Genomic DNA, 15,170 nt, shown 5'->3' on the forward strand with positions numbered 1-15,170 from the left:
GGGCGCGTTCATGGCCTGGAGGATAGCGCTGTCCTCCTGGGCGGGCAGCCCGGAACGACCCCAGGATCGTGCGGTCGCACCACCCGAAACCCCGCGTAATCCCTGATTTGGTGCCTCCGTGCACCACCTAAGATAGCGCTATCCCGTCCGCTTTCCTGTGCGACGAGGACTCGACGGCGACCCCGGTTCTTCCGATCGCCGTCTCTTTTCAGATTTCGGGATAGCGCTATCCAATGACTTCGTCGACCGTCACCGCCGCCTCGATCTCCGCGCGCGCCATCGTCGTGATGGGTGTCGCCGGTTGCGGCAAGACCAGCGTCGGACAGGCGCTCGCTCAATCGCTCGACTGGCCCTTCATCGAAGGCGACGCGCACCACGCACCGGCGTCGATCGCCAAGATGCAAGCCGGTCAACCGCTCACCGATGAGGACCGCTGGGGCTGGCTGGAACGGCTCGGGCAGATGCTCACCGAGCAGTCGCCGGTCGTCCTCAGCTGTTCCGCGCTCAAGCGCGCGTATCGCGACCGCCTGCGCCGCGCGTGCCCGGCGCTGCGATTCGTGTTCATCGACATCGATCGGGCGCTCGCACTGCAGCGCGTCGCCGATCGCGCCGACCGCCACTTCTTCTCGGCGACGTTGGTCGACAGCCAGTTCGCCACGCTGGAATCGCCCATCGGTGAGCCGGGCGTCGTCACCGTGCCCGCGGCGATGACGCTGGTGGAGCAGGTCGATCTCGCGCTGGCGCTGCTCACCCCCAGGAACAACCAGGAGACCGGATCATGACGCCCCCCGCCTCGGACGCTCCCGCCGCTTCGTCGGCACCGGCGGCTGCCGCGCGCCGCTCCCGCCTGCAGACCCTCAGCGAGGCGGCCATGGCGCTGTGCCTGGGCGTGATGGCGCTGGCCGTGTTCGTCAACGTCGTGCTGCGCTACGGCTTCGGCAGCGGCATCAATGCGAGCGAAGAGCTGTCGCGGCTGCTGTTCGTCTGGATGGTCTTCATCGGCGCGACCGCCGCCTATCCGCTCGGGGAGCACATGGCCTTCACCAGCCTGCTGCTGCCGCTGCGCAAAAAGCCCGTCGCGTTGCGCGTCATCACCGTGCTGATCCGCATCGCCGTCATCGTTGCAGCCGCCCTGGTGGGCTGGGGCGCGTGGCAGCAGGTCGTCGTCGGCATGGACAGCCAGTCGGTGGTGCTCGGTTACTCCAACGCGCTGCTGCCGTTGCCGGCGCTGCTGTCCTGCGGCGCGATCGCGCTGATGGCCGTGTGGGAGTTGATCCGGAACAAGCCGATCGACCTCGAGCACGAGTCGGACATCGAGTAAGGGCAGGGCGCAACGATCATGAGCAACGAAGCACTCGCCTTCATCGTCTTCTCCGGCGGCATGCTGCTGCTGATGGGCCTGGGCATCCCGATGGCCTTCGCGCTGGTGCTGACCGGCGCCGGCATGGCCTGGGCGCTGGACTTCTGGGACACGCAACTGCTGGCCCAGAACCTGGTCGCCGGCATCGACAGCTTCCCGCTGCTGGCCGTCCCGTTCTTCATCCTCGCTGGCGAGCTGATGAACGCCGGCGGCATCAGCCGGCGCATCATCGAGATGGCCCAGGCCTGGGTCGGTCACATCCGCGGCGGGCTCGGCTTCGTCGCCATCGGCGCGGCCGTGCTGATGGCCAGCATGAGCGGCTCGGCGCTGGCCGACACCGCCGCGCTCGCCACCATCCTGCTGCCGATGATGCAGCGCCACGGCTATCCGATGGCGACCTCCGCCGGCCTGATCGCCTCCGGCGGCATCATCGCGCCCATCATCCCGCCGTCCATGCCCTTCGTGATCTACGGCGTGACGACCAACACCTCGATCTCCGCGCTGTTCATCTCCGGCATCGTGCCCGGCCTGTTCATGGGCGTGGGCCTGCTGATCGCGTGGAAGCTGCAGCTGCGCAAGATCGACCTGCCGCCGGGCACGCCGCTGCCGATGCTCGACCGGCTCAAGGCCACCGTGAAGGCGTTCTTCGCGCTGCTGATGCCGCTGATCATCATCGGCGGCATGAAGACCGGCGTCTTCACGCCCACCGAGGCCGCCGTCGTGGCCGCGTTCTACGCGCTGGTCATCAGCTTCGTCGTGCACCGCGAGATGAGCCTGCGCGACCTGTACGGCGTGCTGGTCCGCGCCGCGAAGACGACGGCGATCGTGATGTTCCTGTGCGCCGGCGCCCAGGTCGCCAGCTACATGATCACGCTGGCCGACCTGCCGGGCGTGCTGACCGGCTGGCTGGGCGGGCTGATCGATTCGCCCCGCCTGCTGATGGCGCTGATGATGCTGATCCTCGTGGTCATCGGCACCGCGCTGGACCTGACGCCCACCATCCTGATCTTCGCCCCGGTGATGCTGCCCATCGCCGTCAAGGCCGGCATCGATCCGGTCTACTTCGGCCTGATGTTCGTGCTCAACGGCGCCATCGGGCTGATCACGCCGCCGGTGGGCACGGTGCTCAATGTCGTCGCCGGCGTCGGCCGGCTGTCCATGCACCAGGTCATCAAGGGCGTGAACCCCTTCCTCATCACGTACACCATCATCCTGGTGGCATTCACCGCGTTCCCCGAGCTGGTCACCGCGCCCATCAAATGGATGCGCTGAGCCGCGCCGGGCGCCTCGTCAAGAATCCCGTCGAGTCCGATTCCCCAAGGAGACAAGCATGAGCCTGAAGAGCCTGAACACCCGCCGCAAGATCCTGGCCGCCGCGTCGGCACTGGGCGCCGTGATGCTGACCGCCGCGCTGCCCGCGCAGGCCGCCGACATCAAGCCGCGACTGATCCGCTTCGGCTACGGCCTGGCCGAGAACAGCAACCAGGGCCGCGCGGTGAAGGTCTTCGCCGACGAAGTGAACAAGCTCTCCGGCGGCAAGATGAAGGTGCGCGCCATCGGCGGCGCGGCGCTCGGCCCCGACAACCAGATGCAGCAGGCGCTGATCGGCGGCGCGCAGGAGATGATGGTGGGCTCCACCGCGACGCTGGTCGGCATCGCCAAGGAGATGGCGCTGTGGGACACGCCTTTCCTGGTCAACAACGTGCGCGAGGCCGATGCGCTGCTGGACGGACCGGTCGGCGACAAGGTCAAGGCCAAGCTGACGGACAAGGGTCTGGTCGGCCTCGTCTACTGGGAGAACGGCTTCCGCAACCTGACCAACAGCAAGCACGCGGTCAACAAGCTCGAGGACCTCAACGGCATCAAGCTGCGCGTGATGCAGAACAACGTCTTCCTCGACAGCTTCAAGCAGCTGGGCGCCAACGCCGTGCCGCTGCCGTACTCGGAGCTGTTCACCGCGCTGGAGACCAACGCGGTCGACGGCCAGGAGAATCCGTACAACACCATCCTGTCGGCCAAGTTCTACGAGGTGCAGAAGTACCTGACGGTGACCAACCACGTGTACAGCCCGTGGATCGTCACGGTGTCGAAGAAGTTCTGGGACGGCCTGTCCAAGGACGAGCAGGCGGTGCTGCAGCAGGCAGCGGTCAAGAGCCGCGACTTCGAGCGCAAGGACACGCGCGACGAGGCGGCCAAGGCGCTGGCCGAGCTCAAGACCAAGGGCATGGCCGTCAACGAGCTGAGCCCCGCCGAGACCGCGCGCATGCGCGACAAGCTGACGCGCGTGAATGCGGGCGTGGCGACGCAGGTGGGGATGGACCTGTGGAACGAAACGCAGGCCCAACTGACCCAGCTGCGCGGCGGCAAGTGAGCGCCTGAGGTGTGCGGCTGAGGTGTGCGGCTGAGGCGCGCGCGTGAGGTGAACGCATGACGCGAGTGCGACAGCGCGGCTCGGTGTTTTCCCCTTCCGCGTCTGCGCACGAATGCGCACCGCGCGTGTCGCTTTCTCCCCGACGCGAAGGAGACGTTTCGTTACCGCCGCCTATCATGGTTCGACAGCCTTACCTGATACGCGGATGCATCGACGACACCTGACCCTGGCGGGTCTGGCCTGGCTCAGCGGCGCACACGCCGCCGGCCGCGCCACGTTGCCGCCTCCGGCCTTAGTGCCGGGGTCGGCTTCGGCATCGACCACACCGCCCACGCCGCTCTCGGCGTTCCCCGCCACCGCCTCGTCCGGCGGTGCGCCGGCCGTATCGCTGCGCCTTCTCAGCGAGGAGTTCCCGCCGATCAACTTCACCGAGGCCGGCCAGCCGCGCGGGCTCTCGGTCGACATCGTGCAGGCGATCCAGAAGCGGCTCGGCCAGTCGCTGCCGATCGAGTTCATGCCCTGGGCGCGCGCGTTCCGCGAAGCGCAGGACGGGCCGCCGGCGGCGCTGTTCTCGATGGCCCGCATTCCCGAGCGTGAGAAGCTGTTCCAGTGGGTCGGTCCGATCGTCACCTTCCAGAGCACCTTCTATGCGAAGGCGGGCAGCGGCATCCGGCTGCGCTCGCTGGCCGAGGCGAAGCGCGCCGCCAAGGTGCTGGTCGTGCGGGACTGGTACACGCTGACGCAGCTCCAGTCGGCCGGCTTCCACAACCTGCAGCAGATCAGCGATCCCATCCAGGGCGTGCGCATGCTGGCCGCCGGCCGGGCGCCGCTGTTCGCGGCGGAGAAGCTGTCGATGCCGCAGACGCTGGTGCAGGCCGGCGTCGCGAAGGACGCGCTGGAAGAGGTCTTCAGCTTCGCCGCGAGCGACGGCTACATCGCGTTCTCGCGCAGTACGCCGATGGGGACCCTCCACGCCTGGCAGTCGCAGCTCAACGAGATGAAGCGCGACGGCACGTTCCAGGCGATCCACAAGCGCTGGCTGCCGAACGACGCGCCGCCAAGGTAGGCTGCGGGTTCCACCGCAGCATCGCGAGCTTCCTCCCTCGCGCCTTCACGCCATGCCGACATCGCCCCGCTCGATCGACCTCGCCCTGCAGGGCGGCGGCTCCCATGGCGCCTTCACCTGGGGCGTGCTGGACCGGCTGCTCGAGGACGGCTCGCTGCGCATCGACGGCGTGTCGGGCACCAGCGCCGGCGCGATGAACGCCGCCGTGATGGCGACCGGTTTCGCGCAGGGCGGGGCGCTGGGCGCGCGGCAGGCGCTGTCGCGCTTCTGGCAGGAGGTCTCCGGCGTGCCGGCGTGTTTCGGCGTCGTCGGCGAAGCGAAGGGGCCGGCTGGCGCCGCGGGGCTCGAGACGCCCGCCTGGGTCTTCAACCGCAGCGCCTGGCCGGGGATGGCCGCCTGGGACGCCTGGCTGCGGCTGTGGAGCCCGTATCAGCTCAATCCGTTCAACCTCGACCCGCTGCGGGACATCGTGCGTCGGCATGTCGATGTCGAGGCGCTGCACGCCGGGCCGATCAAGGTCTTCGTCACCGCGACCTCGGTGCGCACCGGTCAGCCGCGCGTGTTCAACGGCGACGACCTGAGCATCGAGGCCTTGATGGCCTCGGCCTGCCTGCCGCACAGCGCGCAGACGGTCGTCATCGACGGCGAACCCTTCTGGGATGGCGGCTTCTCGGGCAACCCGGCGCTGTGGCCGCTGGTCTACGGCACCGAGTCGGACGACGTCCTGCTGATCCAGATCAACCCGCGCCAGCATGACGGCATTCCGCGCACGTCCACCGAGATCGACGATCGGATCAACGAGATCACCTTCAACGCCAGCCTGGTGGCCGAGCTGCGGGCCATCCATTTCGTGCAGCGGCTGCTGCGCGACCAGCGCATCGATCCCACGCGCTACAAGCAGATGCGCCTGCACCGCGTGGCCGACGAGGGCGGCTTGGCGCAGTTCGGCGCCTCCAGCAAGCTCAACACCGATCCGCGCCTGTTGACGACGCTGTTCGGGCTCGGTCGCGCGGCCGCAGAGGGTTGGCTGACCACGTGCGCCCAGCACGTCGGCCACGAGAGCACGCTGGACATCGGCGAGGTGTTCCTGGCCAACCGCGTGCGCAACGCGAGGCCGGCGATCAAGCCGCCGAAGCAGGCTGTCGACCAGACCGTGGACAAGGCCGTTGACAAGGCGGTCGGCAAGCTCATGGGCAAACCGGGCAAGGCGGGCAAGGCGGGCAAGACCTGACACGACGGCATGACCCCGCCGGTGCCGGGTCTTCTGGTCCCGCGACTTGAGCACCACGCGCGGAGCGACAAGAATGGACCTGCCATCCTTCAACCGCCCCGCACCAGCGACCCACCCGGCAGCACGACGCGACGGGCTCCTTCCGGAGTCTCACGATGTCTCATGCCCTGCCGCCGCTGCCGTACGCCGTCGACGCGCTCGAACCCCACCTCGACGCGCGCACGATGGAGATCCATCACACCCGGCACCACCAGACCTACATCAACAATCTGAACGCGGCGCTGGAAGGCACCGCCTTCGTCGACACGCCGGTCGAGACCCTGATCGCGCAGCTCGATGCCCTGCCTGACAACATCCGCGGCGTGGTGCGCAACAACGGCGGCGGACACGCCAACCACAGCCTGTTCTGGACCGTGATGGCGCCGGCGGGCCAGGGCGGCGGCGGCGCGCCGACGGCCGATTTGGCCAAGGCGATCAAGGCGGACCTGGGCGGTTTCGACGCGTTCAAGGACAGGTTCACCAAGGCCGCGCTGACGCGCTTCGGAAGCGGCTGGGCGTGGCTGGCCGTGGATGCGGACGGCCGGCTGGTCGTCGAGAGCAGCGCCAACCAGGACAGTCCGCTGATGACCGGCATCGGGTCAGGCGGCACGCCGATCCTCGGCCTGGACGTGTGGGAACACGCCTACTACCTGCAGTACCAGAACCGTCGGCCGGACTACATCGCGGCGTTCTACAACGTGGTGAACTGGGACGAGATCGCGCGCCGCTTCGAGGCGGCGAGAACGGGCGCGCACGCCAAGGGCAAGGCCTGACCCCATGACGATCTGACCCGCGACCGCACGCCGGTCGACGTCCCGGCGCCGGGGGACAGGGAGAACCCCGGCGTCGCACGATTTCTTCACCGGATCGTCATGCGTTTCCCCGAACATCGGTCCCCATATGTCGACGTGCGGAAAGCACGCGGTTTTCGGGACCATCAGGGAAGACTTCGATGCGATCCATTCTGCTTCTGGCCGCCGCGGCGGCCGGCCTCGTCCATCAGACCGAGGCCAACGCCTTCGCCCAGGAAACCCACAAGCGCATCGCCATCGATGCGGTCCGCTACATGCAGCGGCATGCGGACACCACCAACTACGCCAAGCTGCTGGCCGGCGTGACCCGCGCGGGCTACACGATCGACCAGTTCGCCGAGCAGCTGGGCCAGGGCGCCTACGACGTCGACGATTTCGCCGACACCTACCTCTGCGGCGCCGTGACCGGCGACTGCGTGCTCGCGCCGGTCTGGGGGCTGGGCTCGGGCATCGTCAACTACACCTCGTACTGGCACTTCCAGAACCGCACGCAGGGGCCGGATGTTCACGGTAATCCTTTCGGCGGCTACAACTACGCCAAGCTCACGGTGAAGGGCGACATCGACGACCTGGCCGCCGCCTGGCTGGTCGGCGACCACCTGGACGACGGCAAGGGCGGCATGAAGGGCTGGTTCAGCGACGGCAGCAAGTACAACTCGTACGGGCTGACGGAAGCCAACTACCGCCAGGGCGGTTCGTCGAGCGCGTCGATGTATGCGGACTTCGAGAAGGCGCCGTTCCAGCCGATCGACAACCTCGGCCAGTACTGGTGGTCGCAGTTCCTGGCCCGGCCCACGGTGCAGAGCCTGGGTTTCGTGATGCACACGACCGACCTGCTGCAGCCGCATCACACCTGGACGACGTCCGCGCTGAACCACTCCGGCTGGGAGACCTGGGTCAAGGACTACTACGACAGCGAAACGCTGAACGCCGATGCGCTCGTCACCACGGCGCTGGGCAGCTATGCGCCGCTGGCCGCGACCGCCACCGACATCCGACCGCTGCTGCGCCAGGGTGGGCAGATCTCGTACAGCCGTGGCGGGCAGGTGCTGTCGACGACCGATCATGCGGTCCGCCGCGACGTGGGGCGCGTCGTCGTGCCGCATGCCATTGCGATGGTCGTGCATCTTCTGAATCGCGCGGCTGAGCGGCTGTGAGGGCACGAGGCTTGCGCGCCGCGGCTGGGGCCGTGGCCGCGCTGGCGTTGGCCATCGTTGCGGCATTGGTGCCGGCGCGCTCCGGCGCGGCGGCGTCCACGGTCGATGCGCAGGCCGCTTCGACGTGGATCGCCCGCGTCGGTGGCGACACGATTCCCCGTCGTCCGGTCGAAGCGCTGCTGATGCTGGCCCGGCGCGAGCAGCCGGACCTCTCGCTGACTGAACTGACGCGGCTTCTGGCGATCGATCTGCTGATGGGCGACGCGGCGGCGCGCGAGGTCGGCGACGCGACCTTGTTCGAGAGTCGCCGGGTGGCCTTCGCGCCGGAGGTCGACGTACGGCGCCAATGGCTCGCGACCTTGCAGCAGGTCTGGCCCGAGCGGATCGAGCGCGACTGGCGAGCGGCGAAAGCGGAGCTGCCGTCGTCGGTCGACGCGCGCGCGTGGCAGGCGCTGTGGTCGGTCGGGCAGGGCGAAGGCCTGCGCATGAACGAGGACCTCGACGAGGCGCAGCGCGCCGCCGCGGCGCGGCTCGTGCTGCTGCGGCATCGCGGCTACGGCGACGTGCCGGCCGGCGCGATTGCCCTGGGCGATGTCTGGCCGCTGCAGAACGTGCAGGGCCGTCGACTCCTGCGCGGCGGCGATCTTGCGTTCGCGCAGGCCCAGGCGCGGCAGCTGTTGCGGGAACGCTTCGTCGAGCAATGGCTGCATCGCAGCAGCGGCTGGAGCGAGGGTGAACTCGACTTCGTCCGCCGGATCGTCGAGGCCCGGCAGCGCAAGATGGCGTGGCAGCGCTGGTCGGGTCTGACGGGCGATCCGCATGGGGATGCGCCCCCTCGGGACGCGTTGGCGGCGTCGGTGACCGCGGACGAGATCGATGCGTACTACCGCGCCCACCTGGACCGCTTCGAACGTCTGGAGTCCGTGGAGGGCCTGAGCTTGCGCTGCGATCGTGCCGGCTGCGCCGACGCGGCGCCAGGCCTGGACCTGCGGGGGCAGACGGGCGTGAGGCCGGTCGCGTGGCGCCTTGGGGACGCCAGACCCGCGGCCGAGGTCGACGCCTGGGTGCTCGATCTGTTGCAGGCCTGGCCCGCGGGTCAGGCCTCGCCGCCGATCCGGCATCCGGACGGCAATGGTTGGGAGCGGGTGCAGGCGCTGTCGATCAAGCGCGGGCATCATCCGGCAGACAGCGAGACGGTCCGCCATGAGGCCCGGCAGGCGGTCGCCCTGGAGAAGCTGGAGGCGCGCTGGCAGCAACGGCAAGTCGAGCTGCTCGCGTCTGCAGGCCTGCGCTGGGCGCCCGGCATTGCGCCGCCGCCGTCGCCGTTCGAGCCGCAACGACCGACGCCTGCGGGCGGGGAGCACGGACATGCGCATTGAGGTTGGAGCGGCCGTCGCGCTGGCGGGCGTCGCAGTCGTCTGGGTCGCCTTCAGCGTCTCGTCGGACGCCAGCGGCGCCGAACCCATCACGCCGATCGCGGCGCACGCTGTCGCAGCTTCGGCGGCGAGCCCGACGGGCGAGGACGGGATGCCGGTGCGAGATGCCAGCATCCCGTCTTCGAACCCGACGCTGAACGATGCGGCGACGGCCGCACGGGCCCCGGTACCCGCGTCGTCGGCAGGCACCGAGCTTCCGGCGGCATGGAGCCTCGCGGACTCGCGCGTGGTCGGCGACGATCGCGCGCCGCCGATCCAGCGGTCCGACGAAGAGGCCGCCACGCCGGCCTGGCAGCTCGACAACCATCAGGCCTACGCGCGACGCGAGCTGGATCGGCATCAGGCAGTGCAACGCGCCTTCGTCGATGCGGCCAACCGCGAACTGCCGCGGCTCGACCAGCAGATCGAGCAGGGCCGCGCGATGGGCCTGCCGCCGGAGCAACTCGCCAAGGGCGAGGAGAAGCGGCGCCGCATCGCGGAGATGCGCGCACGCATGCAGGCCGAGCTCGCGGCGAGCGCCGCGGCCCCCTGACGGGCGGCCGGAGTAACCCGCGCGGGCGGGTCAGGCGATGCGCCGGAAGCGCAGTTCCTCGATGAGTGACTCGTCGCCCACGGTGCTCACCCGCTGCTGGACGACCTCGGCCCGACCGTCGGCCGCGAGGCGCTGGATCTCGCGCGCCGCGCTGTCGAACACGAGCGGATGCTCCAGGCCGGAGCCGGCGTGCGGCAGGTCGACAAGCTCCCCGGGCGAGGAGTCGAGGAACATTGTCATGGCGATTGAACTCATGCTGGACCTCATGCGCTGGCAGAACACCCGCTGACTCTATGCTGCATCGCAGCAGGTTCAATGTCGGTTGCAGCAAGTTTCCGCGCTGAAGTCCGGCGATCGCACGCAGGACCCCGGCGCACCAGATGGATGCCGCCGCATGAATAAAAAACGGGAGCCTGAGTGGCTCCCGTATCTGTTTCTCGGTGACCGAGGATCAAGTCATCAGGCGGTGGCCATGCCCCGGACCTTGAACCGCGAAATCGCCTCGGTCAGGGCCATCGCCTGCTGGCGCAGGCTCTCCGCCGCGGCGGCGCTCTGTTCGACCAGCGCCGCGTTCTGCTGCGTGCCGCGGTCGATCGCCGCCACCGCCTCGTTGACCTGCACGATGCCGTGCGTCTGCTGGTCGGTGGAGGCGCTGATCTCGCCCATCAGGTCGGTGACCTTGCGGACCTGCGTCAGCACCTCGTCCATCGTGCGGCCCGCTTCCTGCACCTGCACCGCGCCGGCATCGACCTTCTGGACCGAGTCCGAGATCAGCGTCTTGATCTCCTTGGCCGCCTGCGCGCTGCGCTGCGCCAGGGCGCGCACCTCGCTGGCCACGACCGCGAAGCCGCGGCCCTGTTCGCCGGCGCGCGCCGCCTCGACGGCCGCGTTCAGCGCGAGGATGTTGGTCTGGAACGCGATGCCGTCGATCACGCTGGTGATGTCGCCGATCCGCTTGCTGGAGCCGGTGATGGCCTCCATCGTGGTCATGACGCGGTGCACCACCTCGCCGCCCTGGCCCGCGACCTGCGCCGCGGCGCCCGCCAGACCCGTCGCCTTGCGCGAGGACTCGGCGTTGACCTGCACCGTCTCGGTCATCTGCGCCATCGACGACGCGGTCTCCTGCAGCGCGCTGGCCTGGGTCTCGGTGCGGCTGGACAGGTCCTGGTTGCCGCTGGCGATCTGCGTGGACGCCGTGGCGATGCCGTCCGCGGCCTGGCGCACATGGGTGACCATCGTCGACAGATTGCCGCTCATGGCCTTCAGCGCCGTCAGCAGCTGGCTCAATTCATCGCGGCCGTCGACGTGGATCTCGTCGCGCAGGTCGCCGTCGGCCACCGATTGCGCGACCTTGATCGCGCGATTCAGCGGCGCCGTCACCGCGCGGCTGATCAGCCAGCCCAGCAGGCCGGCCACCGCGGCCGAGAGGATCGCCGTCGTGATCAGCAGCATCCGGTCCTGGGCGAACAGCTCGGTCGCTTCCTTGGTCTCCGCCGCGGAGCGCTCATCCTCGTAGCGGATGAAATCGCCGGTGGCGGTCAGCAGCGCCGCCAGCAGCGGGCGGCATTCCGCGTTCATCTTGGCGACCGCGTCCTCGCGCTTGCCGTCGTTGGCCAGGCCGACGATCGCCAGCGCGACCTTGCCGTACTGCTCCTCGATCCCGGCGACCTTGTCGAAGAGGGTCCGGTCCTGCGCGGTCGCATCCTTGGCGGCGGCCAGGTGCGACTTCAAGGTCGCGAGCGACCGGCCCACCTCTTCATGCGACTGGGTGACGGCGGCAAGTTCCTTTGTCCGGTCCTCCGGCGTCGTGACCAGCACCAGATTGCGGGCCGCGATGGCACGCGACTTCGCCGCGGACTGCACCGCGATCACCATGCGTTCCCGGGCGGCGACGCCGCTCAGGTAGTTCTCGACGCGCGAGCTCGATTGGTTCAGCCAATGCAGCGCCGCGCCGGAGACGGCGGCGACGATCACCGCCATCACACCGAAACCAGCCCACAGCTTGGTCTTGACCTTGAGGCCTGAGAAGTTCATTTGTTATCCCCCTGATGGATGCCGGAACCCGTGGTTGCGGTTCCAATGTGATCTTCGGCGCTATTCGCACGTTTCTCAATTGGAAGCGCGCCGAATCCCGTGTGCTGCGATCACCTACATCCGGGGAGGGGGGCCGGCGGAGATCGGTGGAAACCCCGATCCCGCCGGTTCATCCGGGCTCAGCCGGGCTCAGCCGGGTTCAGGCGCCGAAGGCGTGCGCCAGCCCGGCGACCTCGCGCTCGAAGATCATCCGCTCACGCTGCACCGCCTGCTGGGCGGGGCGCGACAGATCCAGGTAGAGCGGGAAGTGGCGCATCAGCTCGTGCGCGCCGGCGAAGACCTGGTCGACCTGGTCCGGCTTGAAGTAGCACTCGTCGGGCAGCGCGTAGTCGCGGGCGGCGCCGACGTCCAGCGCGAAGACGCAGCAGTCGCGCATCAGCGCCTCGCGCGCCAGCCGGTCCTTGCCGGGGAAGGTGCCCAGGTCGATGAAGAGCTTGCTGCGCCCCAGCGCCTCGTAGACCTGCGCGCGCGTCAGACCGCGGATCAGGTGGACCTTGCAGCCGTTCTCGGCCTCCAGCCGCGCGGCGATCCCGCCGACGTCGTAGACGACCTTGTGGTTGGCGTTCAGCGCGATGTCGGTCTTGTCCGCGGCCGCGAAGATCGGCTCGCCCTCGGCCGGCGCCGGCTTGGGCGGCGTGTAGTCCGACAGCGGCAGCGTGCGCAGGCAACCCAGCGCGCGGATCACGTCGTGCGCGTAGCCGGACTGGTAGGTGTGCAGCACGCGCTCGCTGCGCAGCAGGTTGAGGTTGATCTTGTTGACCGACAGGTACTCGAAGGCGTTGTCGATGCTCAGCCACCAGACCATGGGCGTGCAGGGCTGGAAGTAGCGCAGCCAGTGCACATAGGTCTCGGCCAGGACGACGCAGGTGTCCGGCGTCATCGCGATCTCCTCGGCCAGCCGCACCTGGTACTTCTGGTAGTCGGCCACGGTGTTGGGCCGCGGCTGCAGCTTCAGCGCCGTGCCGGCGGTCAGGCCGTTGCGCCGGAACAGGTCGTCGATCGCCGGCAGGTCGGTCGGCAGCACGTACCAGACGCGCGCGTCGTGCCCCTGGCGGATCAGCGAGTCCGACAGCTGGTGCAGCGCTTCCGGACCGCCGGTCTGCACGCCGTGGGGGATCAGGATGACGATCTGTTTCTTCGCGTTCATGGGGAGGCTTTCGAGAGATGGTCCAGCCGGGCCTGCAGCTTCTGCGCCGCCTCGGGGGAAACCGCCTGCAAGCCGGGTAGCAGGAAGCCGCTGCGGGTCTTGACGATGCGGTCGGAGAGGTGGTCCAGCAGGAAATCGGGCATCTCGCGGTAGACGCTCGGCAGATGGAAGATGCCGTGGAAGCCGAAGGTCGGGTAGGGCACCGCCGGGAACTCGACCGAGAAGTGCGAGGCGATCGCCTTCGGCGCGAAGCGGCAGCCGGCGCGTTCCAGCGTCTCGCGCATCGTGCGGCAGATGAAGAGGTCTTCGGCCTCGGTCGGATCGGGATAGTCGAGCTGGGCGACCGCATGGACCAGCCGTTTGGAGCGCCACGAGAAACCGCCGTTGCCGACCTCGTTGACCTCGTAGTTGGGCCAGGGCGCGCCGATGTAGTCGTAGTGCAGGAAGTGCGGCGAGAACTGGTCGGCGTTGAGCACGAAGCCGTCGTACTGGATCACCAGCACATGGTCGGCGCTGAGGTGCCTGGCCAGTTCGCGGGTGATCAGCAGGTTGTACTCGGTGATCGAGCGCAGCGTCGGCACCGGGATCACCGGCAGGCCGGGCCAGAGCTCGGGCTTGTCCGAATAGATCAGCACCTGGCTGAAGGGCAGCCCCTGCTGCTCCATCGCCCGCATGCTGTGCAGCAGCGCCTGCCGCGCGAGCACGTGCAGGTCGGTGTCGACGATGGCGACGGCGATGCTCGGCCTGGCGGAGACCTTGGCGGACGGGGCGCTCATGTCACAGCAGGTCCAGCAGCTGCTTCGTCACCGTGGCCCAGGAGAAACGCTTCTCCAGCCGCAGGCGTGCCGCCTCCCGGCGCGGGGCCGGGGTCAGGCGTTGCTCGACGACCTGCAGCATCGCTTCGCGCAGGTCTTCCAGGTCCGGCACGACGAAGGCGCCGACCGGTTGCGGCGCATCGGCGTCGGTGCCGGGACGGCTGTGCAGGCGGTGGCAGAGCTCGGGCGGGGTGAAGTCGTCGGTGGCGCCGCCGCCGCTGACGATCACATGCGTGCCGCAGCCCATCGCCTCCAGCACCGGCAGGTTGAAACCCTCGGCGCGGTACGGCGAGACGTAGGCGTCGGACAGCGCGTACAGCGAGCGCAGCTGCGGCAGGTTGAGGCTGGTCGACAGGATGGCGATGCCGTCCCGCACCTGCGGCGAGTTCAGCTGCGGCGCGCGCGCCGCGAGTTCGGCGAAGACGCGTTCGACGCCGATGCCGTACAGGCCCTGGTGGTCCTTGAGGATGAGTCGCACCGGCAGGCCCTGCAGCCGCAGCTCGGCGAAGGCCAGCAGCAGCAGGTCGATGCCCTTGTTCCAGGTCGCGACGCCGACGTTGGTGAAGACGGTCTCGTGCGGCGCCATGCCCAGCGCCGCGCGCGCGGTCTGGCGCTGCTCGGGCGTCATCGGGAAGAAGGTGTCGGTCTTGTAGCCGTGCGGGACCACCAGGACCTTGTCCACGTCGAAGCCGTAGTCGACCAGCCGCGCCTTGGACCAGCGGGTCGGCGTCACGACGATGTCGTCGCCCTGCGTCAGCGCGGACGGCGCCATCTCGGGCGGATCGAAGCTCTTGCCGGAGAGGCCGAATTCAGTGACCACGAAGGTGGCGTTGCGACGCGCGGCCGCCGGATCGCCCAGCCGCACCGGCGACGCGATCCGCAGGCGCACGTCCATCACGCGGTCGCCCGGATCGGGCAGGCCGTCGATGAGGGCGCGCTCCTCGGGCGCGAAGCCGGAATCCAGCTTGCTCTTGTCCCAGTGCGGCATGAAGAAGGGCGCGTCCTTGTGGAACAGCTCGAACCGCGGGTCCTTCACCATCTCCAGGATCTGGTTCTGGTTGACCATCGCGATGGAGTGGTTCACCCCCCGCCAGCCTTCGATGCACAGTG

General features: G+C 68.9%; 15 protein-coding genes. 10 read left to right on the plus strand and 5 right to left on the minus strand.

What is annotated here, in order from left to right; translation table 11 throughout:
• Positions 1-233: 233 nt before the first annotated feature.
• The 10 genes from VF536_RS22420 to VF536_RS22465 all read left to right on the plus strand — a co-directional run bounded on the left by VF536_RS22420 (position 234) and on the right by VF536_RS22465 (position 10,004).
• Positions 234-782, plus strand: coding sequence for a gluconokinase (locus VF536_RS22420; RefSeq protein ID WP_331617115.1), 549 nt, complete (start codon positions 234-236; stop codon positions 780-782).
• Complete coding sequence (locus tag VF536_RS22425) at positions 779-1,321, plus strand: TRAP transporter small permease (RefSeq protein WP_414710433.1); 543 nt, start codon at positions 779-781, stop codon at positions 1,319-1,321. Before VF536_RS22420 ends, VF536_RS22425 begins: the two co-directional genes overlap by 4 nt.
• A gap of 18 nt (positions 1,322-1,339) precedes the next feature.
• On the plus strand, positions 1,340-2,632 hold the full coding sequence (locus VF536_RS22430; protein ID WP_331617117.1) for a TRAP transporter large permease subunit: 1,293 nt from the start codon (positions 1,340-1,342) through the stop codon (positions 2,630-2,632).
• Positions 2,633-2,690: 58 nt separating this feature from the next.
• Positions 2,691-3,731, plus strand: a complete 1,041-nt coding sequence (locus tag VF536_RS22435; RefSeq protein ID WP_331617118.1) for a TRAP transporter substrate-binding protein — start codon at positions 2,691-2,693, stop codon at positions 3,729-3,731.
• A gap of 205 nt (positions 3,732-3,936) precedes the next feature.
• Positions 3,937-4,797, plus strand: a complete 861-nt coding sequence (locus tag VF536_RS22440) for a substrate-binding periplasmic protein (RefSeq protein ID WP_331617119.1) — start codon at positions 3,937-3,939, stop codon at positions 4,795-4,797.
• Positions 4,798-4,849: 52 nt separating this feature from the next.
• Positions 4,850-6,028, plus strand: coding sequence for a patatin-like phospholipase family protein (locus VF536_RS22445; RefSeq protein WP_331617120.1), 1,179 nt, complete (start codon positions 4,850-4,852; stop codon positions 6,026-6,028).
• A 155-nt stretch (positions 6,029-6,183) separates the two neighbouring features.
• Positions 6,184-6,840, plus strand: a complete 657-nt coding sequence (locus VF536_RS22450) for a superoxide dismutase (protein ID WP_331617121.1) — start codon at positions 6,184-6,186, stop codon at positions 6,838-6,840.
• 179 nt (positions 6,841-7,019) lie between these two features.
• The gene (locus VF536_RS22455; protein WP_331617122.1) at positions 7,020-8,036 is read left to right on the plus strand and encodes a phospholipase; all 1,017 of its coding nucleotides are present in this window, start codon (positions 7,020-7,022) and stop codon (positions 8,034-8,036) included.
• Positions 8,037-8,047: 11 nt separating this feature from the next.
• Positions 8,048-9,415 (plus strand): hypothetical protein, encoded by a 1,368-nt coding sequence (locus tag VF536_RS22460; protein ID WP_331617123.1) that lies wholly within the window; start codon positions 8,048-8,050, stop codon positions 9,413-9,415.
• Complete coding sequence (locus VF536_RS22465; RefSeq protein ID WP_331617124.1) at positions 9,405-10,004, plus strand: hypothetical protein; 600 nt, start codon at positions 9,405-9,407, stop codon at positions 10,002-10,004. The genes VF536_RS22460 and VF536_RS22465 overlap by 11 nt, the downstream gene beginning before the upstream one ends.
• Positions 10,005-10,034: 30 nt before the next feature.
• Here VF536_RS22465 and VF536_RS22470 read toward each other — a convergent pair whose 3' ends face one another.
• From VF536_RS22470 to VF536_RS22490, 5 genes are all read right to left on the minus strand, one after another.
• On the minus strand, positions 10,035-10,259 hold the full coding sequence (locus VF536_RS22470) for a hypothetical protein (RefSeq protein ID WP_331617125.1): 225 nt from the start codon (positions 10,257-10,259) through the stop codon (positions 10,035-10,037).
• A 204-nt stretch (positions 10,260-10,463) separates the two neighbouring features.
• On the minus strand, positions 10,464-12,038 hold the full coding sequence (locus VF536_RS22475; protein ID WP_331617126.1) for a methyl-accepting chemotaxis protein: 1,575 nt from the start codon (positions 12,036-12,038) through the stop codon (positions 10,464-10,466).
• 199 nt (positions 12,039-12,237) lie between these two features.
• On the minus strand, positions 12,238-13,245 hold the full coding sequence (locus VF536_RS22480) for a hypothetical protein (RefSeq protein WP_331617127.1): 1,008 nt from the start codon (positions 13,243-13,245) through the stop codon (positions 12,238-12,240).
• A complete protein-coding gene (locus VF536_RS22485) occupies positions 13,242-14,021 on the minus strand; it encodes a DUF5672 family protein (protein ID WP_331617128.1) in 780 nt (259 codons plus the stop codon). Before VF536_RS22485 ends, VF536_RS22480 begins: the two co-directional genes overlap by 4 nt.
• Position 14,022: 1 nt before the next feature.
• Positions 14,023-15,144 carry a glycosyltransferase gene (locus tag VF536_RS22490; protein WP_331617129.1) on the minus strand — a complete coding sequence of 374 codons (1,122 nt, stop codon included), beginning with the start codon at positions 15,142-15,144 and terminating at the stop codon, positions 14,023-14,025.
• Positions 15,145-15,170: the final 26 nt, after the last annotated feature.

The sequence above is a fragment of the Roseateles sp. genome, assembly GCF_036486225.1.
Taxonomy (GTDB): Bacteria; Pseudomonadota; Gammaproteobacteria; order Burkholderiales; family Burkholderiaceae_C; genus Roseateles.

What these genes read in the sequence shown, in the direction of transcription:
- VF536_RS22480 (WP_331617127.1), bottom strand. Translation starts at nt 13,245, where the DNA reads ATGAACGCGAAGAAACAGATCGTCATCCTGATCCCCCACGGCGTGCAG.
- VF536_RS22450 (WP_331617121.1), top strand. Translation starts at nt 6,184, where the DNA reads ATGTCTCATGCCCTGCCGCCGCTGCCGTACGCCGTCGACGCGCTCGAA.
- VF536_RS22485 (WP_331617128.1), bottom strand. Translation starts at nt 14,021, where the DNA reads ATGAGCGCCCCGTCCGCCAAGGTCTCCGCCAGGCCGAGCATCGCCGTC.
- VF536_RS22435 (WP_331617118.1), top strand. Translation starts at nt 2,691, where the DNA reads ATGAGCCTGAAGAGCCTGAACACCCGCCGCAAGATCCTGGCCGCCGCG.
- VF536_RS22470 (WP_331617125.1), bottom strand. Translation starts at nt 10,259, where the DNA reads ATGAGTTCAATCGCCATGACAATGTTCCTCGACTCCTCGCCCGGGGAG.
- VF536_RS22445 (WP_331617120.1), top strand. Translation starts at nt 4,850, where the DNA reads ATGCCGACATCGCCCCGCTCGATCGACCTCGCCCTGCAGGGCGGCGGC.
- VF536_RS22430 (WP_331617117.1), top strand. Translation starts at nt 1,340, where the DNA reads ATGAGCAACGAAGCACTCGCCTTCATCGTCTTCTCCGGCGGCATGCTG.
- VF536_RS22455 (WP_331617122.1), top strand. Translation starts at nt 7,020, where the DNA reads ATGCGATCCATTCTGCTTCTGGCCGCCGCGGCGGCCGGCCTCGTCCAT.
- VF536_RS22475 (WP_331617126.1), bottom strand. Translation starts at nt 12,038, where the DNA reads ATGAACTTCTCAGGCCTCAAGGTCAAGACCAAGCTGTGGGCTGGTTTC.
- VF536_RS22465 (WP_331617124.1), top strand. Translation starts at nt 9,405, where the DNA reads ATGCGCATTGAGGTTGGAGCGGCCGTCGCGCTGGCGGGCGTCGCAGTC.
- VF536_RS22420 (WP_331617115.1), top strand. Translation starts at nt 234, where the DNA reads ATGACTTCGTCGACCGTCACCGCCGCCTCGATCTCCGCGCGCGCCATC.
- VF536_RS22440 (WP_331617119.1), top strand. Translation starts at nt 3,937, where the DNA reads ATGCATCGACGACACCTGACCCTGGCGGGTCTGGCCTGGCTCAGCGGC.
- VF536_RS22425 (WP_414710433.1), top strand. Translation starts at nt 779, where the DNA reads ATGACGCCCCCCGCCTCGGACGCTCCCGCCGCTTCGTCGGCACCGGCG.